At 72.5% G+C, this 26,076-nt stretch carries 25 protein-coding genes; 21 read left to right on the top strand and 4 right to left on the bottom strand.

What is annotated here, in order from left to right; all coding sequences use genetic code 11:
- The first annotated feature begins 7 nt into the window (after positions 1-7).
- A complete protein-coding gene (locus tag AC07EG_RS08895; protein ID WP_478252620.1) occupies positions 8-622 on the top strand; it encodes a hypothetical protein in 615 nt (204 codons plus the stop codon).
- Here the strand turns inward: AC07EG_RS08895 and AC07EG_RS08890 are convergent.
- Positions 619-2,052 carry a YibE/F family protein gene (locus tag AC07EG_RS08890; protein WP_478252447.1) on the bottom strand — a complete coding sequence of 478 codons (1,434 nt, stop codon included), beginning with the start codon at positions 2,050-2,052 and terminating at the stop codon, positions 619-621. The two genes, AC07EG_RS08895 and AC07EG_RS08890, sit on opposite strands and share 4 nt — an antisense overlap.
- A gap of 532 nt (positions 2,053-2,584) precedes the next feature.
- On the opposite strand from AC07EG_RS08890, the gene AC07EG_RS08885 reads away from it, so the two are divergent.
- From AC07EG_RS08885 to AC07EG_RS08820, 14 genes are all read left to right on the top strand, one after another.
- Positions 2,585-3,373, top strand: coding sequence for an IclR family transcriptional regulator (locus tag AC07EG_RS08885; RefSeq protein ID WP_478252446.1), 789 nt, complete (start codon positions 2,585-2,587; stop codon positions 3,371-3,373).
- 137 nt (positions 3,374-3,510) lie between these two features.
- Complete coding sequence (locus AC07EG_RS08880) at positions 3,511-5,085, top strand: ABC transporter substrate-binding protein (protein WP_478252445.1); 1,575 nt, start codon at positions 3,511-3,513, stop codon at positions 5,083-5,085.
- Between the two features lie 12 nt (positions 5,086-5,097).
- Positions 5,098-6,054 carry an ABC transporter permease gene (locus AC07EG_RS08875; protein WP_478252444.1) on the top strand — a complete coding sequence of 319 codons (957 nt, stop codon included), beginning with the start codon at positions 5,098-5,100 and terminating at the stop codon, positions 6,052-6,054.
- Positions 6,051-6,884, top strand: coding sequence for an ABC transporter permease (locus AC07EG_RS08870; protein ID WP_478252443.1), 834 nt, complete (start codon positions 6,051-6,053; stop codon positions 6,882-6,884). The genes AC07EG_RS08875 and AC07EG_RS08870 overlap by 4 nt, the downstream gene beginning before the upstream one ends.
- Positions 6,881-8,461: a dipeptide ABC transporter ATP-binding protein gene (locus tag AC07EG_RS08865; protein ID WP_478252442.1), complete on the top strand. Its 1,581-nt coding sequence runs from the start codon at positions 6,881-6,883 to the stop codon at positions 8,459-8,461. Before AC07EG_RS08870 ends, AC07EG_RS08865 begins: the two co-directional genes overlap by 4 nt.
- Positions 8,458-9,453, top strand: coding sequence for a Gfo/Idh/MocA family protein (locus tag AC07EG_RS08860; RefSeq protein ID WP_478252441.1), 996 nt, complete (start codon positions 8,458-8,460; stop codon positions 9,451-9,453). Before AC07EG_RS08865 ends, AC07EG_RS08860 begins: the two co-directional genes overlap by 4 nt.
- On the top strand, positions 9,450-10,181 hold the full coding sequence (locus AC07EG_RS08855; RefSeq protein WP_478252440.1) for a creatininase family protein: 732 nt from the start codon (positions 9,450-9,452) through the stop codon (positions 10,179-10,181). The genes AC07EG_RS08860 and AC07EG_RS08855 overlap by 4 nt, the downstream gene beginning before the upstream one ends.
- A complete protein-coding gene (locus AC07EG_RS08850; protein ID WP_478252439.1) occupies positions 10,178-10,942 on the top strand; it encodes an amidohydrolase family protein in 765 nt (254 codons plus the stop codon). Before AC07EG_RS08855 ends, AC07EG_RS08850 begins: the two co-directional genes overlap by 4 nt.
- A complete protein-coding gene (locus AC07EG_RS08845; protein WP_478252438.1) occupies positions 10,939-12,054 on the top strand; it encodes a mandelate racemase/muconate lactonizing enzyme family protein in 1,116 nt (371 codons plus the stop codon). The genes AC07EG_RS08850 and AC07EG_RS08845 overlap by 4 nt, the downstream gene beginning before the upstream one ends.
- Positions 12,051-12,920, top strand: coding sequence for an amidohydrolase family protein (locus tag AC07EG_RS08840; protein ID WP_478252437.1), 870 nt, complete (start codon positions 12,051-12,053; stop codon positions 12,918-12,920). Before AC07EG_RS08845 ends, AC07EG_RS08840 begins: the two co-directional genes overlap by 4 nt.
- Positions 12,917-13,672: an amidohydrolase family protein gene (locus AC07EG_RS08835; protein ID WP_478252436.1), complete on the top strand. Its 756-nt coding sequence runs from the start codon at positions 12,917-12,919 to the stop codon at positions 13,670-13,672. The genes AC07EG_RS08840 and AC07EG_RS08835 overlap by 4 nt, the downstream gene beginning before the upstream one ends.
- A gap of 6 nt (positions 13,673-13,678) precedes the next feature.
- Positions 13,679-14,635, top strand: coding sequence for a dihydrodipicolinate synthase family protein (locus AC07EG_RS08830; RefSeq protein ID WP_478252435.1), 957 nt, complete (start codon positions 13,679-13,681; stop codon positions 14,633-14,635).
- Positions 14,636-14,687: 52 nt separating this feature from the next.
- Entirely contained in the window at positions 14,688-15,326 is a 639-nt protein-coding gene (locus tag AC07EG_RS08825) for an NIPSNAP family protein (RefSeq protein WP_478252434.1), read from the top strand.
- 32 nt (positions 15,327-15,358) lie between these two features.
- Complete coding sequence (locus AC07EG_RS08820; RefSeq protein WP_478252433.1) at positions 15,359-16,255, top strand: GNAT family N-acetyltransferase; 897 nt, start codon at positions 15,359-15,361, stop codon at positions 16,253-16,255.
- Position 16,256: 1 nt separating this feature from the next.
- Here AC07EG_RS08820 and AC07EG_RS08815 read toward each other — a convergent pair whose 3' ends face one another.
- On the bottom strand, positions 16,257-16,985 hold the full coding sequence (locus AC07EG_RS08815; protein WP_478252432.1) for a class I SAM-dependent methyltransferase: 729 nt from the start codon (positions 16,983-16,985) through the stop codon (positions 16,257-16,259).
- 96 nt (positions 16,986-17,081) lie between these two features.
- On the opposite strand from AC07EG_RS08815, the gene AC07EG_RS08810 reads away from it, so the two are divergent.
- The 5 genes from AC07EG_RS08810 (at position 17,082) to AC07EG_RS08790 (ending at position 23,621) form a co-directional block, all read left to right on the top strand.
- Positions 17,082-18,602, top strand: coding sequence for an Rv2578c family radical SAM protein (locus AC07EG_RS08810; RefSeq protein ID WP_478252431.1), 1,521 nt, complete (start codon positions 17,082-17,084; stop codon positions 18,600-18,602).
- 99 nt (positions 18,603-18,701) lie between these two features.
- Positions 18,702-20,471, top strand: a complete 1,770-nt coding sequence (gene aspS / locus AC07EG_RS08805; protein ID WP_478252430.1) for an aspartate--tRNA ligase — start codon at positions 18,702-18,704, stop codon at positions 20,469-20,471.
- A gap of 3 nt (positions 20,472-20,474) precedes the next feature.
- Positions 20,475-21,416, top strand: a complete 942-nt coding sequence (locus AC07EG_RS08800) for a DUF389 domain-containing protein (RefSeq protein ID WP_478252429.1) — start codon at positions 20,475-20,477, stop codon at positions 21,414-21,416.
- 34 nt (positions 21,417-21,450) lie between these two features.
- A complete protein-coding gene (locus AC07EG_RS08795) occupies positions 21,451-22,692 on the top strand; it encodes a phosphotransferase (protein WP_478252428.1) in 1,242 nt (413 codons plus the stop codon).
- An 86-nt stretch (positions 22,693-22,778) separates the two neighbouring features.
- The gene (locus AC07EG_RS08790) at positions 22,779-23,621 is read left to right on the top strand and encodes an SGNH/GDSL hydrolase family protein (protein WP_478252427.1); all 843 of its coding nucleotides are present in this window, start codon (positions 22,779-22,781) and stop codon (positions 23,619-23,621) included.
- Here the strand turns inward: AC07EG_RS08790 and AC07EG_RS08785 are convergent.
- The gene (locus AC07EG_RS08785; RefSeq protein ID WP_478252426.1) at positions 23,575-24,150 is read right to left on the bottom strand and encodes a TetR/AcrR family transcriptional regulator; all 576 of its coding nucleotides are present in this window, start codon (positions 24,148-24,150) and stop codon (positions 23,575-23,577) included. The two genes, AC07EG_RS08790 and AC07EG_RS08785, sit on opposite strands and share 47 nt — an antisense overlap.
- A gap of 52 nt (positions 24,151-24,202) precedes the next feature.
- Here AC07EG_RS08785 and AC07EG_RS08780 point away from each other — a divergent pair, with 52 nt between their 5' ends.
- Entirely contained in the window at positions 24,203-25,336 is a 1,134-nt protein-coding gene (locus AC07EG_RS08780) for an FAD-dependent oxidoreductase (RefSeq protein WP_478252425.1), read from the top strand.
- On the opposite strand, the gene AC07EG_RS08775 is transcribed toward AC07EG_RS08780, so the two are convergent.
- Positions 25,261-26,022 (bottom strand): metallophosphoesterase family protein, encoded by a 762-nt coding sequence (locus tag AC07EG_RS08775; protein ID WP_478252424.1) that lies wholly within the window; start codon positions 26,020-26,022, stop codon positions 25,261-25,263. The two genes, AC07EG_RS08780 and AC07EG_RS08775, sit on opposite strands and share 76 nt — an antisense overlap.
- Positions 26,023-26,076 lie beyond the last annotated feature (54 nt).

Genomic DNA, 26,076 nt, shown 5'->3' with positions numbered 1-26,076 from the left:
GCGGATCATGCTCACCTCGGACGACCCGAAGCTGCGGCGGCGCCGCGGCTGCTCGGGCCTGGTCGGCGTGGCCATCTTCGCGGCCGCGTTCGGCGGCATCGGCGGGCTGATCGGCGGGCAGGTGGCCGGACTGGTGGTCGCCGCGGTGGTCGCGCTGCCGCTGCTCTACCTGGTCGCGTTCAACCTGCGCCGCCGCGTCTGGCTCGAGTCCAACAAGCTGTACGTGCGCACCTGGCGGGTCCGCGAGATCGACCTGACCCAGGCCGGGCGGCTCGACCTGCTGGTCACCGACGTGCGCGGCACCCGCTCGGTCGGCCTGCTGGTCAACGCGGGCAACCGGCGCAAGACGGTCAAGATCGACCTGGCCGTCTACGCCGGAACCGGTGGCCGTGAGCTCCAGATCCTCGCGCTGCGCAAGCTCGCCGACGCGCTGGCCGACAACTTCGAGGCCAACGGCATGGTGTTCTCCCAGCTGCTCGTCGCGCAGCTGCGCGCGGAGGCCCGCGGCGACGCCGCCCCGGACCGCCCGCTCTACCGCCTCGCCTCCGCCGCGCCGACGGGCAAGCTGGCGCAACGGTTCACCATGGAAGCCGTCAGCCGCTTCGTGGCGAGCCTGGACTAGGGGCTTCGCGGGGCCTCTCGGCTGGCGATCAACGCGGCGAGCACGGTGGTCACCGGCACCGCGGCCACGATGCCGATGCTGCCCGCGAGCGTGCGGACGATCTCCTGCGCGATGTCCTGCGACCCGAGGATCGAGCCGAGCCCCACGCCGGACAGCGAGGACACCAGCAGCACCGGTAGCGCCGCCCCGGCGTAGGCCATGACCAGCGTGTTCACCGCCGACCCGACGTGGTCGCGCCCGATGCGCACACCCGCCGCGTACAACTCGCGCCACCCCAGCTCCGGGTTCGCGCGCCGCAGTTCCCAGACCGCGCTGGTCTGGGTGACCGTCACGTCGTCGAGCACCCCGAGCGCGCCGATCACCACCCCGGCGAGCAGCAGCCCGCGCGCGTCGATGCCGTGCCCGAGCGCGGCGATCAGCGACGAGGTGTCCTCGTCGAGCCCGGTCAACGAGGCGGCGGCGGAGAACGCCGCGGAGATGCCGCCGATCAGCGCGAGGCTGACCAGCGTGCCGAGCACCGCCACCGACGTCCGCGCCGACAGCCCGTGCGTCAGGTACAACGCGATGAACATGATCAGCCCGGCGCCGCTGATGGCCACCAGCAGCGGGTTCTCCCCGGCGAGGATGGCGGGCAGCACGAACAGCACGAGCACGGCGAAGCTGAGCACCAGCGCACCGAGTGCGGCGAGCCCGCTCCACCGCCCGAGCACCACGACCGCGATCGCGAACAACGCCGCGAGCGCGGCCAGCGGCAGGCCGCGCTGGAAGTCGACCAGCTGGTAGGACTCGGCGTCGGCGGGGTCGTCCCCGGCGAACGAGAGCACCACCGCGTCGCCCGCGGTGAACCGCGGGGTGCTCGGCTCGAGCGGCATGATCTTGCGAATGGTCTGCCCGGCGGCGCCGCCGTCGCTGAGCAGCACGTCCACCGTGAGGCACCGCGGCCCGCCCTCGACCGGTGCACCCACTTGGACCTCACCGGGGGTGAGGCAGGGGCCGGTCGCGGTGGTGGTGACGTCGCCGTGCACCGGGGTGCCGACCAGGATGGCAGGCTGGGGGTCGGCCTGACCCCACGGATACAGCAGCCCGACCCCGACGACGGTGGCCAGCGCCAGCGGCGCGAGCAGGAGGAGCAGGAGCTTCTTCACCCGCGCGGAGGCGGGGGCCGCCGGGCCGTGCCCATGGCCATGGCCGTGCCCATGCCCGTGACCGTGCTCGCGGGCTGCTGGCTTCGCGCCGGGCTCTGACTCGGGCGTTGCCGCACTCGCACGTGCTGTCGCGTCCGCTTGCCCGGCCCGCTTCCGGACAGGTGCAGCCCGTTCAACCGACTCGGCCCGCTCCCCACCTGCACCACGAGCGACGGCTCGCTCCGCCCGGGGCGCCCGCTCGCGAGCACCCCGGCGCCCGGCCGAGGCACCTCGCTCCGCGGACACCGGTCGTTCGCCGGTGCCGGTGCGCTGGACAGGCGTCGGCCACTCGCCACTGTTCGTGCCGTCGGCAGCGGGCCGCTCCCCAGCGCCCTCATCCGCGACCGGCCATCCGCCGGTGCCCGCGCCTTCATCCGCGACCGGCCACCCGCCGGTGTCCGCGCGCTCGGCCGGAGGGCGGCGTTCCCCGGTGGGCGAGCGGCGAGTGGAGCCACGTTCAGCGGGATCCCGGATATCCGAGCGGCGAGGTGCCCTGCGCTCGGACGGAACCGGGTGTTCCCCGGTGCCCGCGCGTTCCGAAGCCTCCCGTTCCCGCCGGGCCTGCCGCGTTTCGCGAGGGCGTCGTGCCGCGGGACGGGACGGGTGATCGCCGCCGGGGAGGCGGATCGGGCCGGTCGGGCTGTCATCACCGTCGAAGGGGTGGTCGCGGGGCACGGCGTCATCCTGCCCCAACCGGCGTAACGGCGGCAGGCGCGGGCCCGCGCTGCTATTATCCGTATTCCGAAAATAACACCGAAAGCCGGAAGAAGGGCAGGTCGTGGCCGCGGAGAGCAAGCAGCCGGAGCCGCGTCCGGCCTCGCCCGCGGTGAGCCGCACGCTGACCGTGCTGGAAACCCTGGTCGCCGCCGAAGACGGGCTCACCCTCACCGCGCTCGCCCGCGAGACCGGCATCCCGCTGGCCACCTGCGCCGCCATCGTCTACACCCTCGAACAACGCGGGTACGCCGCGCGCCGGGTGGTCGGCCGCAGCCACTTCTGGCGCGTCACGCTCCGGCTCTACGACCTCGCCGCCCCGCTGATCAGGCAGGACGACCTGGCCGAGGTCGCCCAGCCCGAGCTGCGCGAACTCGCCGACGAACTCGGGATGCCCGCGCACGTCGGCGTGCTCGACGGCGCGTCGGTGGTCTACGTGGCGAAGGCCGCGACCCCCGGGTTCATCCAGTTCGACACCTATCCCGGCAAGGTCGCCCCGTTCAACCTCACCGCGCTCGGCCGCGCCATCGCCGCGTACCTGCCCGCCGAGCAACTCGACCCGCTGCTGTCGCAGCTGGTCGCCGGTCGCGGGCCGAAGGCGAAGAAGCCCTCCGCCCGGGTCTTCCTGGCTCAACTGGACCAGGTGCGCGACGCCGGGTTCGCGGTGGAGGACGAGGAGGAGGAACCCGACATCGCCTGCGTCGCGGCGCCGGTTTTCCACTCGGACGGCCGAATCGCCGGTTCACTCGGCGTCACCGGATTCGCCAGGGACCTGATCGGCGACAAACTCGACCTCGCCACCGAACTCGTTGTGCGCCAAGCGAAAGGGGTTTCCGCGAAACTCGGGTTCTAGGTCGGGTCCTTGCGCCCGCCCGGATCGGCGACCTAGCATCTTCGAATCGGGGGAACTATCTTCGAAATAGCGAATTTCAGAGGTTTCCTCGCTGGACCAACGGTGTGCAGGGGACGCGAGGGACACTGGAGGCGGCCGTGAGGCGTGGGCACGGACTGGGGGCGGCCGCACTGGCCACGCTCCTGATCACCTCGGCCTGCAGCAACAACGCCGGTGAGGCGCCCGAGCAACCGCAGGCCAGCGCCGGCAGCGGCACCGGCCCGATCGCGCCGGGCGGCACGCTGGTCTACGGGCAGCTCGCCGGGGTCTCCCAGCTCGACCCGAACACCATCGCCAGCGGCGCGCAGACCCAGCTGCAGACGCTGCTCTGGAACGGGCTCACCACCTGGACCCCGGAGAACACCGCCAAGCCCGACCTCGCCGAGTCGTGGCAGTCCACCCCCGACCACCGCACCTGGACCTTCAAGCTCCGCGCCGGGGTGAAGTACCACAACGGCAAGGCGTTCACCGCCGCCGAAGCGAAGAAGAACTTCGACCGGGTGCTCGACCCGGCGGTCCCGGCGCAGGTCGCGGCCAAGATCGACATGATCGAGTCGGTGACCGCGCCGGACGACACCACCCTGGTGCTCGCACTCGGCGCACCCAACCCCGAGTTGCCGGTCGACGTGATCGACGTGCGGATGACCGACGTGGACGACCTGGCCAACATCGATCGCGCCGCGAACGGCACCGGGCCGTACCGGCTCAAGTCGTTCGTACCGGACCAGACGGTAGAACTGGTGCGCAACGACGGTTACTGGGGCCCCCGCCCGAACCTCGACGGCATCCGGATCGTGCGGTACGCCGACGCGACCGCGGCCAACGCGGCGCTGCGGGCCGGTCAGGTGCACGTGCTGTGGAGCGTCGCGCCGGACAGCGTCGCCGGGCTGGCCACCGACGGCAGGCAGCTGCTCACCGCCGCCGAACCCGCCGGATTCGTGGTCTGGGAACTGGACACCAGCGCGGCGCCGTTCAGCAACCCCAAGGCACGCGAGGCCCTGTCGTACGCGGCGAACCGCACCGAGATGATGGCCGCCGCGTACGCCGGTTACGGCGTGCCGACACCGGCCAACACGCCGGTCAACCCGAAGAACCGGTTCTACGACCCGAGCGTGCCGTCGCACGGGTTCGACCTCGACCGGGCCAAGCAGCTGTTCGCCGAAGCGGGCCTCACCGAGGGCAGCACGCTGACCTTCTGGGCGGTTGCGGGCAACTACCAGGAGTGGACCACGATCGGCCAGATCCTGCAGCAGGACCTGGCCAAGATCGGCATCGAGCTGGAGATCCAGACCAACGAGGTGAGCACCTGGTCGGCGAAGTTCTACCCGAAGGGCAAGAGCTACCCGAACCTGCTCGCCGCGAACTACCTGTCGTTCACCCCGCCGCCGGACAGCTATCCGCTGGCCTGGTTCGAGGGCACCAAGGGCACCTGCGAGTGCAACTGGGTGGCCCCGCCGGAGTACGACGACGCGATCGCGACCATCGAATCGGCGGGGGAGGGGCCCGAGCGGGAGGCCGCGTTCAGGACCGCGCAGCGGGTGTTGAACCGGGAGAACCCGGTGATCTTCATCGGGTCGACGGCCTTCCTGTCCGTGGCGCAGCCGCAGCTGCGCGGGTTGTGGGTGCAGGCGGAGGGCACGCTGCACCTGGAGGAAGCCGGATTCGCGGCCTAGGCGGTGGCGGACGTGACCGGCTACCTGCTCCGGCGCCTCGCGGTCAGCGCGCTGATGCTCGGCGTCTCCGTGCTGATCTTCGTGGTGCTGCGGCTGCTGCCCGGCGACCCGACCGTGGCGCGGGTCGGCGCGGCGCAGAACATCGACCCCGCGGCGCTCGCCGCGCTGCGCGGGGAACTCGGCCTCGACGAGCCGATCCCGGTGCAGTACTGGGCGTGGATCACCGGCATCTTCGGCGGCGAGCTGGGCCGGTCGTACTTCAGCCAGTTCGACGTGACGGTGCTGATCGGCCAGTCGCTCGGCCCCACGCTGGAGCTGTCCGCCGCCGGCCTGGTGCTGGCGGTGCTGCTGGCGGTGGTGCTCGCGGTGCTGCCGACGGTGGTGCGCAGCCGCTGGCCGGGGCGGCTGGTCGGCGCGTACACCGCCGCGGGCATGGCGGCGCCGCCGTTCGTGTTCGGCATCGTGCTGCTGGCGGTGTTCAGCGTCCGGCTGGGTGTGCTGCCGCACGGGTACGTGCCGCTGGCCGAAGACCCGCTGGGCAACCTGCGCACGCTGGTGCTGCCCGCGCTGACCCTGGGCATCTGCCTGTCCGCGCCGCTGATCCGGCACCTGCGTGCCGCGTTGTCCGAGGTGGACGGGGCGGCCCACGTGCGAACGGCCACCGGCAAGGGCATCGGCAGGCGGGCGGTGGTGCTGCGGCACGTGCTGCCGAACGCGTTGCTGCCCGCGCTCACCTCGCTCGGCGTGACCGTCGGCGGTGTGCTCTCGGGCGCGGTCGTGGTCGAGTACGTGTTCGGCTGGCCCGGCCTCGGTTCGCTGATCGTGGACTCGGTGTTCAAGCGGGACTACGGCGTCATCCAGGGCACGGTGCTGCTGCTGGCGGCGGCCTTCGTGGTGGTCAACCTGGCGGTCGACCTGCTCTACGGGTTTCTCGACCCGCGCCTGCGCGTCGGCCGGGGGCGGCGGTGACCGCGCCCGCCGCCGGCCGGCGGCTGCTCGCCCGGCCCGCCGCCGTCGCCGCGCTGGCCGTGCTCGGTACCTTCGTGCTGCTGTCGCTGCTCGCCCCGTTGCTGCTGCCGGACCCGGCGGCGATCAACGCGCGCAACCGGTTCGCCGCACCCGGCTGGCCGCACCTGTTCGGCACCGACGAACTCGGGCGCGACCTGCTCTCCCGGGTCGCGCACGCCGGTCAGCTCTCGCTCGGGTTCGCGGCCGGGGCGACCCTGGTGGCGATGGCCGCCGGGGTGGCGTGGGGCCTGCTCGCGGCGGCCCGGTCCGGCTGGCTGGACGAGGTGCTGATGCGCGTGGCCGAAGCCGCGCTGGCCATTCCGATCGTGTTGTTCGCGCTGGTCTTCGTCGCCGCCTTCGGCTCGGCGACGCCGTCGATGGTCGTCGTCACCGGCCTGCTGATGAGCCCGCTGACCGCGCGGATCGCGCGCTCGGCCGTGCTCGCCGAACTCGAGTCGGAGTACGTGCGGGGGCTGGAGGCGGTCGGCGCGCCGCGGCTGCGCATCCTGTTCGCCGAGGTGCTGCCGAACGCGGTGCCCGCACTGCTCGCGCAGGCGTCGCTGAACCTCGCCACCGCGCTGATGCTGGAGGCCACGCTGAGCTTCGTCGGCCTCGGGGTGCAGCCGCCGGACGCGTCGTGGGGCACGCTGCTGAAGTCCGGGTACGACCGGTTGTACGAGTCGATCTGGTACCCGTTGCTGCCCGCGCTGGTGCTCGTCGTGGCGATCGGCGCGTTGAACGCGCTCGGCGACCAGGTGCAGCGCGTGCTGCGGGCGGGTGGGGCGCCGTGACCGTGTTCACCGTGGAGGACCTCGCGGTCGGCCTGCGTGGCGGCCCGGCGCTGGTGCACGGGCTCAGCCTGCGGCTGGCGGCGGGGGAGCGGCTGGCGCTGGTCGGCGAGTCGGGCAGCGGGAAGACGATCGCGTCGCTGTCGATGCTGCGGCTGAACCCGCCGCCGACCGAGATCACCGGCGGGCGGGTGCTGTTGACCGGGGTCGACCTGGTCACCGCGCCGGACCGCGAACTCGACCGGGTGCGCGGCGGGCGCGTCTCGATGATCTACCAGGACCCGCTGTCCTGCCTGAACCCGGTGCGCACGATCGGCGACCAGCTCGCGGAGGCGATCCGGGCGCACCGCGACGTGAGCGCGGCGCGGGCGCGGTCGACCGCGGTCGACCTGCTCGGCGAGGTCGGCATCGCCGACGGCGCCCGGCGCGTGCGCCAGTACCCGCACGAGTTCTCCGGCGGCATGCGGCAGCGGGTGATGATCGCGATGGCGATCTCGTGCGAACCGGAGGTGCTCATCGCCGACGAGCCGACCACCGCGCTCGACGTCACCACCCAGGCCCGCATCCTGGCCCTGCTCGACGACCTGGCCACGCGCCGCGGCATGGCGGTCCTGTTCATCACGCACGACCTCGCGGTCGCCTCCGGGTTCTGCACCCGCATCCAGGTCATGCGCGAAGGCCGGGTGGTCGAATCCGGTGGACTGCCCGGCGTGCTGACCGCCCCGGCGCACCAGTACACCCGCGACCTGCTGCGCTCGGTGGTCACCCTGAGCACCCCGGTCGACCCGGTCGAACCGGTGCCACAACCGCCGTTGCTCGAGGCGGAGGGACTGGTCCGGCGGTTCGGTCCCGGCGATGCCGCGGTCGGCGGCGTGTCGCTGACGGTGCACCGCGGGGAGACCTTCGGGCTGGTGGGGGAGTCGGGGGCGGGCAAGTCCACGCTGACCCGGCTGTTGCTCGGGCTGGACCGGCCCGATGCGGGCGTGGTGCGGTACGACGGCGTCGCGCTCGGTTCGCTTCCGCGTGGCGAACTGCGGCGCCGCCGCCGGGACATGCAACTCGTGCCGCAGGACCCGGTCGGCTCGCTGAACCGGCGCAAGACCGTCGAGCAGATCGTCGGGCTGCCGCTCGCGGTGCACCGGCGGGCGCCGAAGGCGGACCGGCGCCGCCGGGTGGCCGAGCTGCTCGACCTGGTCGGCCTGCCCGCCGCGGTCAGCGGGCGCTACCCGCGCGAACTGTCCGGCGGGCAGTGCCAGCGCGTCAACATCGCCCGCGCGCTCGCGCTCGAACCGTCGTTCGTGGTGCTCGACGAGGCGGTCTCCGCGGTCGACGTGGTGACCCGGGCGCAGATCCTGCGCCTGCTCGGCGGCCTGCAGCGTGAACTGGGGCTGACCTACCTGTTCGTCTCGCACGACCTCGCCGTGGTGCGGCGGGTGGCACCGAGGCTGGCGGTGATGCGGCACGGGCGGATCGTCGAAACGGGCACCCGCGCCGAACTCTTCGACCAGCCGAAGCACGAGTACACCCGCGCCCTGATCGACGCGGTTCCCGAACTGGTCACGGGGGAGGTGTCCCGGTGAACGTCCCCTCGGTCGCGCTGGTCGGACTCGGTGAGATCGGCCTCGGCGCGCACCTGCCCGCCCTGCTGCGCCACCGCGGGGTCCGGCTCGCCGCGGTCGTCGACCCGGACCCCGCCCGCCGCGCGCTCGCCGCCGAGCACACCTCGGTTCCCGCGTTCGAAGCCGTCGGCGAGGTGCTCGCCGATCCCGCGATCGACGCGGTCGTGCTGGCCACCCCGCCGTGGGTGACCCCGAGCCTGGTCGGTCGCGTGGCCGCGACCGGCCGGTTCGTGCTCGCCGAGAAACCGATCGCGGTGTCCTCCGCAGCCGCCGCGCCGCTCGTGAAACTGCCCGCCGGCCAGCGCAAACGCGTGCAGGTGGGGCTGACCTACCGGCACGATCCCGCACTGGCGGTGCTCCGCGAGTGGATCACCGCGGGCAAGCTCGGGACCGGCCTGCTGGCCCGCGCGCACATCTACGACGAACGACGCGATCCGGGATTGCCCGAGCACGCGCGGCGGATCGAGGCCACACTGGCGCACGGAATGCCCGTGGTCCACGAGGGAGCGCACGTGTTCGACTGGTTCGCCACGCTGTTCGGCGGCCCTCCCGAGCGCCTGGAGGACTCCTGGGCGGTGTCCACCCGAGCGGACCTGCCCTCGCCCAACCTCTGCGGTGCCCGGCTGCGCTATCCGGGCGGGGTCACCGTGCTGGCCGAGTTCGGCTGGCTGACCGGCGCGCTGCCGCGCTGCGAGATCAGCATCATCGGCGACCGCGGGCACGCCGAACTGGACGGGTTCACCTTCGACCTGCGGCTGACCACCGCCGACGGGGTGGAGCACGTGGCTTTCGACGGCGACCGCACCACCCGGTGCTTCGACCTGCAGCTGACGCGGTTCACCGAGCTGATCAGCGGCGCGCGGGCGACGCCGTCCCCCGGCCTGGCCGACGGCCTGGCCGCACTGGAGATCAGCGAGCGGGTCGCCGTGCTCGCGGCTTGGAGCCTGGCATGACCGTGTTCGACTGGTCCGACCGCACCCGTGCCGAACTCGGCGCGCTGCTGCCGGAAGCGCTGGTGGTGCTGCCGTTCGGCGCGACCGAGCAGCACGGGCCGCACCTGGCCACCGGCACCGACGCGCTGCTGGCCACCACCGTGGCCCGGCGCGCGGCCGAGCAGGCGGCCGGGTCGTGCCGCCGCGACCTGGTGCTCGCGCCCTGCCTGCCGTTCGGCGCCTCCGACCACCACCTCCCGTTCGGCGGCACGCTGTCGCTGACCACCGAGGTCGCCATCGCGGTGCTCACCGACCTCATGCGCTCGGTGGTCACCTGCGGTGGACGGCGCCTGGTCGTGGTCAACGGGCACGGCGGCAACCAGGGCGTCTGCCACGCGGCGGCCGCCGCCGCGTCCGCGCGCCACGGCCTGTCGACGGCGGTCGTGCACTACTGGGACCTGGTGGCCGACCGGTCGGCCACCCCGGTGCCGGGGCACGCGGGTGAGTTCGAGACCTCGCTGGTGCTGGCCGTCGACCCGGACCTCGCCGGCCGCCCGGTCGAACGCACCGCACTGCCCGAGACCACCGCGATGGCCGGGGTGGACCGGCACGACCAGGCCACCTGGCTGCGCATCGACGGTTACACCGACCGCCCCGAGCGGGCGAGCGCCGAACGCGGGTCCGGCTGGCTGGACGAGATCGCGAAGGCACTGGCCGACCGGCTGATCGCGCTGGCGGACCTGCCGTGATCGACTTCCACACCCACCCACCTGCCTGGCACGCGGCGACCTGGCTCGGCGGCGCCGGGTTCGGGCCCGGCGAGTTCCTCGAATACCTCGACGGCTCCGGCATCGAGGCCGCGGTGGTGCTCGCCCACGACGGGCTGTTCAACGCGACCCGGCAGGCCAACGACGAACTGGCCCGGTTCACCGCGGTCGACCCGCGGCGGATGATCGCGTTCGGCACGGTGAACCCGCGCCACGCCGACGCCGCCGACGAGGTGCGCCGCTGCTTCACCGAACTGGGCTTCGGCGGCCTGAAGCTGCACCCCTGGTTGCAGGGGTTCAGCATGCACGAAACCGCGCTCGACCCGATCTGCGAGGAGGTCGAGTCGGCGGGCGGCATCCTGCTCTCCCACGACGGCTCGCCGCCGTACTCGACCCCGGGCCAGATCGCCGCGCTGGCCCGCCGCCACCCCCGCCTCAAGGTGGTGCTCGGGCACGGCGGGCTGCACGACTGCTGGCGCGAGGCGCTCGCCGCGGTCACCGCGACCCCGAACCTCTACCTTTGCCTGTGCGGGACGCCGCCGTACGCTGCCCGCCACATCCTCGCCTCCGCGCCGGGCGGCAAGGTGCTCTTCGGCACCGACGCCGGCCTGTCCGACCGGGCGAGCCAGGACTACGCGGTGGCCAGGATCGCCGAGATCGACGGCTGGGGCATCACCGCGAAGCAGCGGGAGGAGATGCTGGTGACCAATCCCCGGCGGCTGCTCGGCGGGTGGCTCGGATGAGCGTGCTGACGGCGAGGATCGCGGCGGTGCACACGCTGCCGGTCAGCCTGCCCGCCCACCCCGCGCTGGTCGTGCGCGGCGCGAAGGGCACCCACGACCGGTCCGACTTCCTGCTCATCCGCGTGGTCACCACCGAGGGCGTGGAGGGTTTCGGCGAGGTCAGCGCCACCCCGCTGTGGAGCGGGGAGGACGCGGCCAGCGCCGACCACTTCGTGCGCAACGTGCTGACCACCGCGCTGCTCGGCCGCAAACTCGCCCCGCCGGGTGCGCTCGAAGCGATCATGGACCGGGTGCTGGCGGCCAACCAGTTCACCAAGGCGGGCGTGTCGACCGCGTTGTGGGACGCCTACGCCCGCACGCTGGGCATGCCGCTGACCACCGCGCTCGGGGGCCCCTACCGCGACGAGGTGCCGATCAAGCTGTCGCTGTCCGGGGACGGCGAGGTGCTGGAGAAGGCGTACGGCGCGGCGGTGTCGGCGGGCTTCACCTCGTTCAAGGTCAAGGTGGGCCTCGGCATCGACGGCGACCTGACCCGGGTGGCCAGGGTGCGTGAACTCGCCGGGCTGGGCGCGTTCATCGGGGTGGACGCCAACGGCGGCTGGAGCCGGGCCGAGGCCCGGGAGGCGGTCCGGCGGCTGATCACCTTCGGACCGGCGTTCGTCGAGCAGCCGGTCAGACCGGCTGACCTGGAGGGCATGGCGGCGGTGCGCTCGCTGGGCGTGCCGGTGATCGCCGACGAGTCCGTGTTCGGCGCGGACGACCTGGCCAGGGTGATCCGGGCGTCGGCGGCCGACGTGATCAGCGTGTACCTCGGCAAGGCGGGCGGCCCGGCGAAGGCCGTGGTGCAGGGCCGGGTCGCCGAGACCTTCGGCCTGGACACGCTGATCGGCTCCAACGGTGAACTGGGCATCGGCGCGGCCGCCCAGCTGCACGTGGCGTGCGCGCTGCCCGCGCTGAGCGAACACCTGCCGTCGGACATCATCGGCGCGCACTACTACGCCGAGGACATCCTGGCCGAGCCGCTGGACAGCAACGGCAAACGGGTCCGGCTGACCGACGGCCACGGCCTCGGCGTGGCCCCGAGGGACGACCTGCGGCGGCGGTTCCGGTGATCGTCGACGTGCACTCGCACACGCCGACGCACCGCGAGGCCGTGCCGCCGGACCAGCGCCGCGTGTACTCGAACTGGCGCACCGACCGCGACGTGAGCACCACGAACTCCTGGGCCGACTACGACCGCGACATGGCCGCCGCCGACGTGTCCATCGTGTTCAACATCGCCGTCGACGACCCGGAGCCGATGACCGGCCTGCCGTACCCGCCGGAGCGCACGAACGACGCGACCGCCGAGTTCGCCGCCGCCGACCCCGCCCACCGCATCGGGTTCTTCTCGGTGAACCCGCGGTGGGACCACGTCTTCGACGAGGCCGAACGCTGCCGCGAACTGGGCCTGCGCGGGGTGAAGCTGGGCCCGAACTACCAGGACTTCGACCCGCTGGGCGAACCGGCGCTGGCCTTCTACGCCTACTGCGAGAAGGCCGCCCTGCCGATCCTGTTCCACGCCGGTGCCTCACCGATGCGGCACGCCCCGCTGCGCTACACCCAGCCGCTGGTGTTCGACGAGATCGCGCTGCGGTTCCCCGAGTTGCGCATCGTGCTGGCGCACATGGGTCACCCCTGGGGCACCGACACGGCCGTGACGATCCGGAAGCACCCGCACGTGTACGCCGATGTGTCGTCGATCTACCTGCGCCCGTGGGTCTGCTACCAATCCCTGCTCGCCGCGCACGAATGGGGTTGCCTGGGCAAGCTGCTGCTAGGCAGCGACTTCCCGATCGCCGGCACGGCCGAGGCGATGGCGGGCATCCGCCGCGTCAACGACATCCTGGACGGCACCGCTCTGCCGAGGGTGCCGCTGGACCAGGTCGAAGCGATCATCCACGCCGACGCCCTGGGTGCATTGGGGCTGGACCGATGACGCCGGTGGTGGACGCGCACGTGCGCATCGGCGAGGGCCGGGAGGTTGCGCTCACCGCGTTCGACCTGATCACCACCATGGACCGGCTGGGCATCGACACCGCGCTGGTTTCGCCGGGCGAGCGGTGCATCGCGGTCGACAACCGCGAAGGCAACCTGCAGACCACGTCGGCGGCCGCGGTGTCCGAGGGCCGCCTGCTGGCCTACGCGGTGGCCACCCCGTGGCGCGGCCCGGCGGCGGTCGACGAACTCGCACGCGCCGCCGACGCCGGGGCCGTCGCGCTGGCCGTCGACTCGGTGCTGCAGGGCTTCGACCTGCTCGACGGCCTGCTGGACCCGCTGCTCGACTTCGCCGGGGACCACGGCTGGTTCGTCTACGTGCGGACCGGCACCCCGCCGAGCGCGCTGCCGATGCCGCTCGCGCTGCTGGCCCAGCGGTACCCAGAACTGGACTTCGTGATGGGTCGCAGCGGCGCCACCGACTTCTGGATCGACGCCGCGCCCGCCCTGCGGCAGGCGCCGAACCTCTACGCCGACACCGCGTACGCGCCGTGGGACACCGTCCTGAGCGAATTCGCGCGCGACCCGGAGATCGGCACCTCGCGCGTGGTGTTCAGCACCGACGCGCCGTACACCGTGCCCGCGGCGGAACTGCGCCGGGTGCGGGACTGGACGATCGCCGAACCGGAGCGCGCCGCCGTGCTCGGGGGAACGGTGCGCGATCTGCTCGGCGGGTCCATCGGAAGAGGGTGAGCGGGGATGACGATCGCGGAGGTGCGCACCGAGGAGGAGGGCGTGCTGCGGCCGCCGGTGCGCGGGGTGTCGCCGGTGCTGGAGGTGCCCTTCGCCGACAACGGCGACCTGGACGTGCCGGGGTTCCGGCGCGTGGTGGGGTACGTGCTGGGGACCGGGGTGGGCAGCGTGATGTTCCCCGGGTTCGCCTCGGAGTTCCACAAGCTGGGGGAGTGGGAGCGGCAGCTGCTGACCGGCATCCTGCTGGAGGAGACCGCCACGCGCCCGGAGGTTTCGGCGATCATCGCGGTGCAGGACCACGCCACCCGGCTCGCCGTGCAGCGCGCGGTCGACGCGGTCGCCGCCGGGGCCGACCTGATCAACCTGCTGCCGCCGCACTTCCTGGCGCCGTCACGGCGGTCGGTCGTGGCGCACGTGCGCGCGGTGCTCGCCGCGGTCGCCCCGACGCCGGTGGTCCTGCAGTACGCGCCCGCGGAGACCGGCACCAGCCTCGACGGCGCCACGCTGTGCGCGCTCGCCCGCGAGCACCCGAACCTGGCGCTGGTGAAGGTCGAATCCAGTCCACCGGGTGCGCTGATCGAGGAGCTGGCCGCCGCCGATCCGCCGCTGCCCGCGGTCGAGGGGTACGCCGGGGTGCACCTGCCCGACGCGATCCGCCGCGGTGCGGTCGGCACGCAGCCCGGCTGCTCGTTCACCGAGGTCTACGTCGAGCTGTGGCGGCGGTTCAGCGAGGGCGACGAGACCGGCGGCATGCAGTTGTACCGGCGGCTGCTGCCCTACATCTCGTACTGGATGCTCGACACCGAGCTGATCGTGGCCGCGGAGAAGCTGATCTCCGTGCGGCGCGGGCTGTTCGCCAGCGCGCACTGCCGGGAGCCGGGGCACCGGCTGGACCACGAGGAGGTCCGGATGGTGGACCGGTTCGTCGCCGAGTTCGACGACCTGCTGCCGTCACTGGCGTGATGGCCGGATCACTGACAGAAGGTGTCAGTGATCCGGCCCTAGCCTGCGCGCCATGAACCTTCCTGTGCTCGAACTGCGCCAGTACACCCTGCGTCCCGGCCGGCGTGACGAGCTCGTCGAGTTGTTCGACCGCGAGTTCGTCACCGGCCAGGAGGCGTGCGGGATGCGGGTGCTCGGCCAGTTCCGCGACGCCGACGACCCCGACCGGTTCGTCTGGCTGCGCGGTTTCCCGGACCTGCCGTCGCGGGCCGCCGCGCTGACCGAGTTCTACGGCGGCCCGATCTGGGCGGAACACGGTCCGGCCGCGAACGCCACCATGCTCGATTCCGACAACGTCCTGCTGCTTCGACCGGCCCGGCCGGGCACCGGGTTCGCGCAGATCGCCACGGCGTCGGACGGGGTGTACACGGCGACGATCTGCCCGGTGGACACCGGCGACTTCGCCGCGTTCTTCGAGGAATCGGTGGTGCCCGAGCTGGACGAACCGCCGCTGGCGTCGTTCGAAACCCTGGTCGCGGAGAACAACTTCCCGGCGCTGCCGGTGCGCGAAGGCGAGCGGGTGTTCGTCTGGTTCTCGCGGTTCGACGACTTGGACACGGCTCGCAAGCAGGACTGGCGCGAGCGGGTCGGCCTGGGTGCCGAACAGCAGGTGCTGGTGCTGCACCCGACCGCCGGATCGGCACTGCGCTGAAACTGTCGGTGCCGCGTGCGACCCTGCCGGGCATGGGTACCTGGGACACCGGTCCCTTCGACAACGACGTGGCGCGCACGTTCGCCGCGGAGCTGGACGAAGTGGACCAGGCGTTCCGGCCGGAGGTCATCCACCGCGCCCTGGTGGCTGCGGCGGATTCGACCGGCTGGCTGGACGCCGGAACGGGGGAGAGAGCGGTCGCGGCGGCAGCGTTGGTCGCGGCCGGGCAGCGGGGCGGCGCAGCCGCCGATCTCAGTGGCGGGCCGGAATTCCCGGTGCCGCCGATGCACGAGCAGTACCGGGAATCGGCCGCCCGCGCCCTGGCGCGGGTGACCGGCCCGGAGTCCGAACTCGCCGAACTGTGGGAGGCAGGTGAAGCCGCTGGGCCGTGGCGACGGGAGCAGGCGCTGTTGCGCGATCTGCTGCGCCCGGAGCCGGAAGTGCGCATCGAGCCGTGGACGGCCGAAGATCTGTGGCTGCTCCGGCGGGCCAACACGCCGGAAATGACCGCGCACACGGGCGGTCCGGAAACGGAGGAGAAGCTGCTCAACCGGCAGCGGCGCTACCAGGACACCGCGCGTCCCGAATCGGTGGACCGCATGTTCCGGATCCGGTTCGGCGACGAACTGGCGGGCACCGTGGGCTACTGGAAGCGAACCCGGCTGGGAAAGGAGGTGTACGAAACCGGCTGGGGAGTGCTTCCGGAGTTCCGGGGCCGGGGTGTCGCGGCACGGGCGGTGCGGCTGACCATGATGAGCGCGCGTGAGCAAGCGCGGTTCACCGTGGTGCACGCCTATCCGTCGGTGCACAACGCGCCGTCGAACGCGTTGTGCCGCAAGGCGGGCTTCGTCTTCGTCGCACCCTGCGAGTTCGAGTACCCGCCCGGGCGGTTCATGCAGTGCAACGACTGGCGGTACGACCTGCTCTGAGTCAGGACGTGCGCTGGGCGAGGAAGACGTATTCGCGACCGGGCCGGTCCGGGGCGTCCCGCACGTCCAGTACCCGGTAACCGTGGTCGGTCAGACTCGACTCCACCTCGTCACGCCCGCGGAACCGGAGCGTCGAGTCGGAGGTGAGCACCGTGCCGTCGGCGTGGAAGCGGTAGCTGTGGCGGAAGGAGACCAGTGGCAGGTCCACCGAGGTGACCTCCCGCGTGTGCTCCACGCGCCCGATCCCGGGCAGGTCGAGCACGGCGTGCGCCGGGTCGGCGGCCCAGTCCTCCCACGCCCGTCGTTCGGGACGCCTGGTTTCGAACGCGAGGTGTCCGTGCGGTCGTAGTGCGGCGTGGATCCCTCGCAGGGTTCGCGTCCATTCGTCGTCGGTGAGAAAGACCTGCGCCACGTTCGCGGTCATCACCGCCAGGTCGGCGTCGAGGGCGGGCAACGTGCTGGCGTCGCCGTGGAGCCAGGTGATGCTTCCGTTGTGCGGCTTGGCTTTCGCGACCTCGAGCGAGGCCGCGGCCGGATCGGCGCCGATGACCGTGCGGCCGCGTTCAGCGAGCAGGACGGCCAGCGAGCCCGTACCGCAGCCGAGGTCGAGCACGCGCTGCGCACCGACCTCCTCGGCGATCGCGAGATAGGTGGCCAGGTCGTCGCGCTCGCCGTCGAAGGCGTCGTAGATCCGGGCGAGGCGGGGGTGGGCGAAGATCGGGTCCGGCATCCGGTCAACCTAGGTACACCCGTGCCCGCCCCGCGACCCGATTTCCCGGCACGCCTGGGGTTTGACACGGCTTCGAACGTGTGTTCGACTCTGGGGGTGCGGTGGGACAGACAGCGGGTCGGTGGCGAGGGCGAGCAGATCATTCCGGGACTGGGGCTGGCCGGGCTGGTGCGCTCGGTCACCTCACCCGAATTCGCCGGGGTGACCTTCCACGAGGTGCGGGCGCGGTCGGTGCTGAACAAGGTTCCCGGCTCGTCCGCGGTGCCGTTCAGCTGGACGGTCAACCCGTACCGGGGCTGCTCCCACGCGTGCACCTACTGCCTCGCCGGCGACACCGAGGTGCTGATGGCCGACGGCGAACTCAAGCGGCTCGAGGAGATCGAGGTCGGTGACGAGGTCTTCGGCACCCGCGCGCACCAGGGGCACCGGCGCGGCACGGCCACGCGCGTGCTCGCGCACTGGGCCACGGTCAACCGGGCGTACCGCGTGGTGCTGGAGAACGGCGTCGAGCTGATCGCCAGCGGTGACCACCGGTTCCTGACCGAGCGCGGCTGGCGGCACGTCACCGCCGATCGCCCCGGGCCAACTGCGCGGCCGCACCTGACGGTGGGCGAGCAACTGGTCGGCATCAGCCTGTACAGCGCCGAGCTGCCCGCGCGGCTGGGGGTGGCGCGGATCGAGGACCTCGGCCGGGACATCCCGATGTACGACCTGACCACCGAAAGCGGCGACTTCATCGCGAACGGCGTGGTCAGCCACAACTGCTTCGCCCGCAAGACGCACACCTACCTGGACTTCGACGCCGGCAAGGACTTCGACAGCCAGGTGGTGGTCAAGATCAACGCACCCGAGGTGCTGGCCGCCCAGCTGCGCAAACCCGGCTGGACCCGCGAGCACGTCGCGATGGGCACCAACACCGACCCGTACCAGCGCGCCGAAGGCCGGTACCGGCTGATGCCCGGCATCATCTCCGCGCTCGCCGATTCGGGCACGCCGTTCTCCATCCTGACCAAGGGCACCGTGCTGACCAGGGACCTGCCGCTGCTGTCCTCGGTGAGCACCGAGGTACCGGTCGGGTTGAGCGTGTCGATCGCCCTGCTCGACCGGGAACTCCAGCAGCGGCTCGAACCCGGCACCCCGAGCCCGCAGGCGCGGCTGGAGCTGGTGCGCCGCATCCGCGACGCCGGCCTGCCGTGCGGGGTGCTGGTGGCCCCGATCCTGCCGGGCCTGACCGATTCCGACGAAGCACTGGACGGCGTGCTCGCCGCGATCGCCGCGGCCGGTGCAACCAGCGTGACCGCGATCGCCCTGCACCTGCGTCCCGGCGCGCGTGAATGGTTCGCGCGCTGGCTGGCGGTCGAATACCCCGCGCTCGTCCCGCTGTACCGCGAGCTGTACGGACGCGGCAGCTACGCCAAGGCCGCCTACCGCAAGCAGCTGTCCGCGCGGTTCGCCCGCCTGAGGCGGCGGCACGGCCTCGACTCGAACGTCTTCCGCACGAGCGAGCCAGGCGCCGCCGGTCCGGTCAACCAGGTGGACGACCTCCCCGTCCAGCGGCGGGCGTCGCGCACCCCGCGCCAGGAACCGCTCTTCCCGCTGCAGCCGGGCGGCGGCTGACCTGCCTCAGCCGTGCCGCCGGTGGTTCGTTAGCCTCTATTGCCGGGGAAATCCCCTGCTGAATCGCCAGACGAGCCACGTCCGAGGAGAGCAACCGCAGTGCTTCGCACCCACAACGCCGGCACCCTGCGTGCCGAGCACGCCGGCCAGACCGTAGTCCTCACCGGCTGGGTGGCCCGTCGGCGCGATCACGGCGGCGTGATCTTCATCGACCTCCGCGACGCCAGCGGAGTCGCCCAGGTCGTCTTCCGCGAAGGCGAGATGGCCGAGCGCGCCCACAGCCTGCGCTCGGAGTTCTGCCTCCGCGTCACCGGCGAGGTCTCCGCGCGCCCGGCAGGCAACGAGAACGCCGAGATCCCCACCGGCGCCATCGAGGTGCTGGTGACCGAACTCGAGGTGCTCTCCGAGTCGGCCGTGCTGCCCTTCCCGATCGACGACCGGGTCGACGTCGGTGAGGAGGTCCGCCTCAAGCACCGCTACCTCGACCTGCGGCGCAGCGGCCCGGCGAAGGCCATGCGCCTGCGCAGCGAGGTGAACCGGGTGGCCCGCGAGGTGCTGCACGCCCAGGACTTCGTCGAGGTCGAGACCCCGACCATGACCCGGTCCACCCCCGAGGGCGCCCGCGACTTCGTCATCCCCGCCCGGCTCAAGCCCGGCTCCTGGTACGCGCTGCCGCAGTCACCGCAGCTGTTCAAGCAGCTGCTCATGGTCGGCGGGCTGGAGCGGTACTACCAGATCGCCCGCTGCTACCGCGACGAGGACTTCCGCGCCGACCGCCAGCCCGAGTTCACCCAGCTCGACATCGAGATGAGCTTCGTCGAGCAGGACGACGTGATCGCGCTCGGCGAGGACATCGTCAGCGCGCTGTGGAAGCTGATCGACGTCGAACTGCCCCGGCCGTTCCGCCGCCTCAGCTACGCCGAGGCCATGGCGAAGTACGGCTCGGACAAGCCGGACCTGCGCTTCGACCTCGAACTGACCGAGATGACCGAGTACTTCGCCGACACCCCGTTCCGGGTGTTCCAGGCGCCGTACGTCGGTGCCGTGGTGATGGCCGGTGGCGCGAGCCAGCCGCGCCGCACGCTCGACGGCTGGCAGGAGTTCGCCAAGCAGCGCGGCCACCGCGGCCTCGCCTACGTGCTGTTCAACGAGGACGGCACGCTCGGCGGCCCGGTCGCGAAGAACCTGTCCGAGGCCGAGCGCGATGGCCTCGCCGCCGCGGTCGGCGCGAAGCCCGGCGACTGCGTGTTCTTCGCCGCCGGCAAGCCCAGCGAGGCCAGGGCGCTGCTCGGCGCCGCCCGCGTCGAGATCGGGCACCGCCTCGGCCTGATCGACGAGAACGCCTGGTCGCTGGTGTGGGTGGTCGACTTCCCGATGTTCGTCGCGGCCGACGAGTCCGACGACGTGGCAGTCGGCGGCGGCAACTGGAACGCCCTGCACCACGCGTTCACCTCGCCGACCCCGGAGTGGATCGACAAGTTCGAGCAGGACCCGGGCAACGCACTGGCCTACGCCTACGACATCGTCTGCAACGGCAACGAGATCGGCGGCGGCTCCATCCGTATCCACCGCGCCGACGTGCAGAAGCGCGTGTTCGAGCTGATGGGCCTGTCCGCCGAGGAGGCCCAGGAGAAGTTCGGCTTCCTGCTCGACGCCTTCCAGTTCGGCCCGCCGCCGCACGGCGGCATCGCCTTCGGCTGGGACCGCATCACCATGCTGCTGGCCGGTGCCGACTCGCTGCGCGACGTGATCGCCTTCCCGAAGACCGGCGGCGGGTACGACCCGCTGACCGCGGCACCGGCGCCGATCACCGCCGAGCAGCGCAAGGAAGCCGGCGTGGACGCGAAGCCGGCGCCCGCCAAGGCGTAATCGGTGCTGCACCTGCGTGCGGTCTCGCCACCGGAGAAGACCGATCGCGTGCTCGAAGTGCTGTCCGAGCATCGCGGAGCCACGCACCTCGTGCTGATCAAGGACGCCGCGGTCGACCCCGCGGGCGATGTGGTGGAGGCCGACATCGCCCGCGAGGCGGCCGACGAGATCATCGACGCGTTGTGCGTGCTCGAGCTCGACCACACCGGTGGCATCACGCTCGAGGTCATCGACACGGCGCTGTCCGATTCCGCCGACCAGGCGGAGGAGGAAGCGCCCGGCGAAGGCGCCGACGCGGTGGTGTGGCAGGAGCTGCTCAGCCGGACGGGTGAGGAGTCGCGGCTCAACGTGACCTTCCTCAGCTTCCTGTCGATCGCCTGCATGCTGGCCGCGGTCGGCGTGGTGACCGACTCGCCGGTGACCCTCGTCGGCGCGATGGTGGTGGGCCCGGAGTTCGGCCCGCTCGCCGCGATCGCCGTCGGCCTGGTGATGCGCCGGTGGGACCTGGTGCGCCGCGCCGGCGCGGCGCTCGCGGTCGGGTTCCCGGTCGCCATGCTGCTCACCCTCGGGTTCACCGTGGTGGGTGAGGCGACCGGCCTGTTCGACCGGGCTTCCCTGCTCGGTGAGCACGAAGCGGACTTCATCTACCAGGTCGGCCCGTACTCGCTGATCGTCGCGCTGCTCGCCGGCGCGGCCGGCATGCTGTCGCTGACCTCGGCGAAGTCGGCGGCGCTGGTCGGGGTGTTCATCTCGGTGACCACCGTGCCGGCGGCCGGGTACGCGGTGGTCGCGGCCGTACTTAACGAGTGGGGTCGCTGTATCGGTTCCGTCATCCAGCTCGTGATAAACCTGGGAGGAATCGTCGTGGCGGCGGCCGTTGTGCTGATGCTGCGCCGCAGGGGACAACGTTTGGCCTCCACGGAACGTCCACTCTCACGCGGGTGACGGGCACGCACGCTCACGAGTAGGGTCGGGGACAATGACTGTGGACACTTCGAAGAAATCCACGAACACATCGGGTAGCAGGGCGGTGGTTTCGGCAGGCACCAGGGTTGCCGCCGGCGAAGCCATGAAGGTCACTGAGGCTGACGAAGCGCTCGGAGCCGCGATCCGGGCGGGTGAAGCCGTCCTCGCCCACCGGTTCGGCAGCACGATCCCCCTGGTCGACCCCGAGGACTTGCGGGGCACCGGCCCCGCCACCGTGGTCCGCGTCCGGGTGGCGGCCTCGCCGTTCGCGCTGCCGCGCACGCTGGTGATCAAGCACTACCCCGGCGAGCCGCCGGAGCGCGGTGCGGACCCGTTCGCCCAGGAAGCGGTCAGCTACCAGCTGTTCACCGCGCTGGCCCAGGACGAGCGCATGTGCCCGGAGCTGGTCGCGCACGACGGCGGCCACCGGGTCCTCGTGCTCGACGACCTCGGCCGCGCGCCGACCGTGCAGGACCGGCTGCGTGGCGCCGATGCCAGAGCCGCCGAGCGCGCGCTGCTGTCCTGGGCGCGTTCGCTGGGCAGGCTGCACGCCAACACCGCCGGCCGCGAAGCCGACTTCAACGCGCTGCTGCGCCGCCTCGGCGGCCGGGCCGTCGGCGACGACACCACGCCGGTGCTCGCGTCGGCCCAGCTGCCCGCGCTGCTGTCCGAACTGCTCGGTGTGGACACCCCGGACACCGTCCGCCGGCACGCCGAGCAGCTCGCCGAGCTGGCCGCGTCGCCGCGTTACCGCGCGTTCAGCCCGGTGGAGCTGTGCCCGGACAACAACCTCGCGACCAGCGGGGGAGTGCGCTTCCTCGACTTCGAACGCGGGTGCGTGCGCAGTGCACTGGTCGACGCCGCGTACCTGCGGGTGCCGTTCGCGTCGTGCCCGTACGCGCTGGCGTTGCCCGCAGGCATGAGCGAGGCGATGGTCGCCGCGTGGCGCGCCGAGGTCGCCGGGGTGTGGCCCGCGCTCGCCGACGACGACATCCTCTCCGAGCACCTGCTGGAGAGCCAGCTGCTGCGCGTCTGGCTGGCGACCTGGGAGCTGCTGCCCGGGCTGGCGCCCGAGCGCGGCGCCGCGCCGACGAGCCGAGCAGCCGCACTGGTCAGCTGGTGGAGTGATCTGGGCAAGCACGCCGAACGCGCCGGGCTCGACGACGTCGCCGCGCACGCGCTGGAGGTGTCCGCCGCACTGGACGAGCGGCACGGCCCCGGCCTGCGCCTGGCGCTGTACCCGGCGTTCCGCTAGCACCGCACCGAGGGTTCTCCGAGGCGTCCTCACGCCGTTACCCGGTCCTCACCACGGATGAGCCTGGGTGCCGGAAGGTCTGCGTTGTGACCGTGCTGCGTGATGAATTCACCCTGGCATCCGAGGTTCCCGACTTTCCCGAACCGGCTCCGCGCCGGGTGTCCCGGCTGGCCGTGCTCGGTGACTCGACCGCGGTCGGCCTCGGCGACCCGCTGCCGGGCGGGGCCTGGCGCGGGGTCGGCCCGCTGGTGGCCGACGCGCTGGGCGTCGAGCCGGACGGCTACCTGAACGCCTCGTTCACCGGTGCGCGGATGCGCTGCGTGCGGACCGAGCAGCTGGAGGTCGCGCTGGCGCACCGCCCCGAGGTGGTGCTGCTGATCGTCGGCATGAACGACACCCTGCGCTCCGACTTCGACGCCGCGGCCATCGCCGCCGACCTCGACCACGTGGTGCGCGAACTGCTCGCCGTCGGCTCGGTGGTCATCCCGGTGCGCTTCCACGACCACGGCCGGGTCTTCCGCCTGCCGGGTTCGCTGTACCGGGCGCTGCGGGCGCGGATCGACGAGCTGAACGCGGTGATCGACGGCGTGGTCGCCGCCCGCGGCCTGCGGTGCCTCGACCTGATGACCCTGCCCGGCGCCTACGAGCTGAGCGCGTGGAGCGTGGACCGGCTGCACCCGTCGGAGCTGGGGCACCGGATGCTCGCGCAGGGGTTCGCCGGACTGCTCACCGAGGCGGGGGTGGAGATCCGCGTGCCGGTGAGCCTGGAGTGCTCGGGCGGCGCGAACGCCGGTGCCGTGCAGCACGTCGGCTGGCTGGTGGTGAAGGGCATCCCGTGGCTCTGGCGGCGCGGACGCGACCTGCTGCCCTACGCCGCGCGCATCATGTGGCGGTCGTACCGGGAGAACCGGTCAGTCCCAGTGCGCTGACCAGCAGCCGGAGCGATTCCTCCGGCCGGAAGTCGCCGGACGGCCGGGTCAGTTCGTGCAGCACCATGCCCTCGATGTGGTCGAGCAGCACCTTCGCGTGCAGGTCGCGCTGGGTCGACCCGGCGGCGTCGAGCAGCGCGTGCAGCGGCGCCGCCGCCCGGGCTCCGGCGGCCTCGAGCTGGAGCCGCAGCTGCGGGTCCCAGGCCGCTTCCAGGAACAGGGCGTAGCGCGCGAGCGTCGCGACGCGGTCCGGGCCGGCCAGGTGCCGGGCGAACCGGGCGGCGCCCTCGGCCAGCCCCTCGTCCGCCAGTTCGGTGGCGACGGCGAAGTCACGCTCGGCCAGTCCCGCCAGCACCCCGGCGAGCAGGGCTCCGCGGGTGCGGAAGTGGTTCGACGTCGTCCCCGCGGGCAGCCCGGCTTCCGCGTCGACCGCGCGATGGGTCAGCCCGCGCGCGCCCTGGGTGCCGAGCACGGTGATCGCCGCGTCCACCACCTGGTCACGGCGCGGCCGTTCGTTGTCTGGAGGCACCGGCTCAACCTAGCACTACAGCTGTGACTACATCTGTAGTAGCGTGGTCCGCATGACAACAACGGTTGCGGTGGTCGGCGGCGGCATCGGCGGACTCGCCTGCGCACTCCGGTTGAACCAGGCGGACCTGGACGTGACGGTCTTCGAACGCCGCCCGCGCGTCGAAGGCCGGGGCACCGCGCTCGGCATGTGGCCGGCCGCGTTGCACGCGCTCGACGCGATCGGGCTGGGCGAGCGCGTGCGGCGCACCGGCGTCGCGCAGCGGGAGATGCGGTTCCGCCGGTCGGACGGCCGGACGCTCGCGCGGCTCGACGTCGGCCGCCTCGAACGCCGGACCGGTGACCTGCCCGTGTTGATCTCGCGAGCCGCGTTGATCAGCCTGCTTCGCGACGCCCTGCCGACGGCGCTGCTGCGCACGGGTCAGCCAGTTGAACCGGCCGACGTCGCCGACCTGTGTGCCGAATACGACGTGGTCATCGGCGCGGACGGCATCGGCAGCGCGGTGCGCCGAGCGCGGTTCGGCGCCGCGCACCGGCCGCGTTACTCGGGCTACTCCGCGTGGATCGGCATGGTGCCATCCGGCGGCGAGGTCAGCCAGGAGGTGTTCGGGCGGGGACGCAAGTTCGGCGTCACGCCCGCCGAGGGCGGTTCAACCAACTGGTACGCCCCGATCCGCGTCCCGGAAGGCGGCCTCGTCGGCGAACCGGTGGTCCAGCTGCGTGAACTGTTCGGCGACTGGTGCGACCCGATCCCGTCGCTGATCGAGCGCAGCGCCGGCGCGGAGATCCTGAGCTACCCCATCCGCTACCTCGCGCCGCGGCTGCCGAGCCTGGTCGCCGGCAACGCCGTGCTGATCGGCGACGCCGCCCACCTGATGACCGCCGACCTCGGCCAGGGGGCGTGCCAAGCCCTGGTCGACGGGGTCGCCCTCGGCGCACGTCTCGCCGATGGCCACGACGTCGCGCACGCGTTGCACCAGTTCGACCGCGAGCGCAGGCGCCCAGCTCAGCGCGTCGCGACCGCCGCCCGCCTGCTCGGCGGATTCACCCTCCGCCCGGAGCTGTCCACCGTGCGCGACCTGACCTTCCTCGCCGCCGGATCGCTCGGCCGTCACGCTCCACGGCCGTCGCGCGGGGCGAACACCTTGAGCGCCTCGGCGTCCGACGGCGGGTTGCGCACGAAGTAGCGCACCCACTCCTCGATGTCCGGATAGGTCGACGCCGCCGCGATCGAGTCCGCGGCGGCTTCCGCGTCGAACAGGGTGCGCCGGTGCTGCACCGCGGGCCCCGCCGTGCCGCCGAGCAGCACCCAGTGCGCGCCCGGCGAGCCGTACGGCATGCCGACGCTGCCCGCGTTGACCACCAGCCGCCGGTCGACCAGCCTGCTGAACGGCATGTGCGTGTGCCCGCAGACGACGGTCGCCTCGGTGACGCCGTCGAGCACCTCGGCCCAGCGGTCGAGCGAGCTGTCCACCAGCACGACCTCCTCGTCGTCGCGCGGGGTGGCGTGGCAGAACAGGACCGGCCCCAGCCCGGCGACGTCCAGCCGGGCCGTCGCGGGCAGTCCGGCCAGCAGGTCCACCTGGTCGGACCGCAGCTGCTCCGCGCACCACGGCGCGATCGGATCGGGGATGTCCGTGCCACCGCCGCGCGCCAGCTGCACCAGCTCGCGATCGGCGTTGCCGTTGACCCACACCGCCCGGTCACCGAGCGCGCCGAGCCGGTCGAGCACCTCCACCGGCTGCGGCCCGGCCGCGACATCGCCGGTCAGCACGATCCGGTCCGCGCCTGCCACGTCCGGCTCGGCCAGCACCGCGTCCAGCGCGGGCAGCACACCGTGGATGTCGGACAGCACCGCCACTCGATCGATCATGCGTCGAGTCTGCTCGACCGCGGCCCTCACGGGCAGAGGTGTTCGCGGCCAGCG

Source organism: Amycolatopsis sp. NPDC045836 (genome assembly GCF_056431745.1).
Note: the sequence above shows the minus strand (reverse complement) of the source record. Positions and strands in the feature narration are given on the sequence as shown.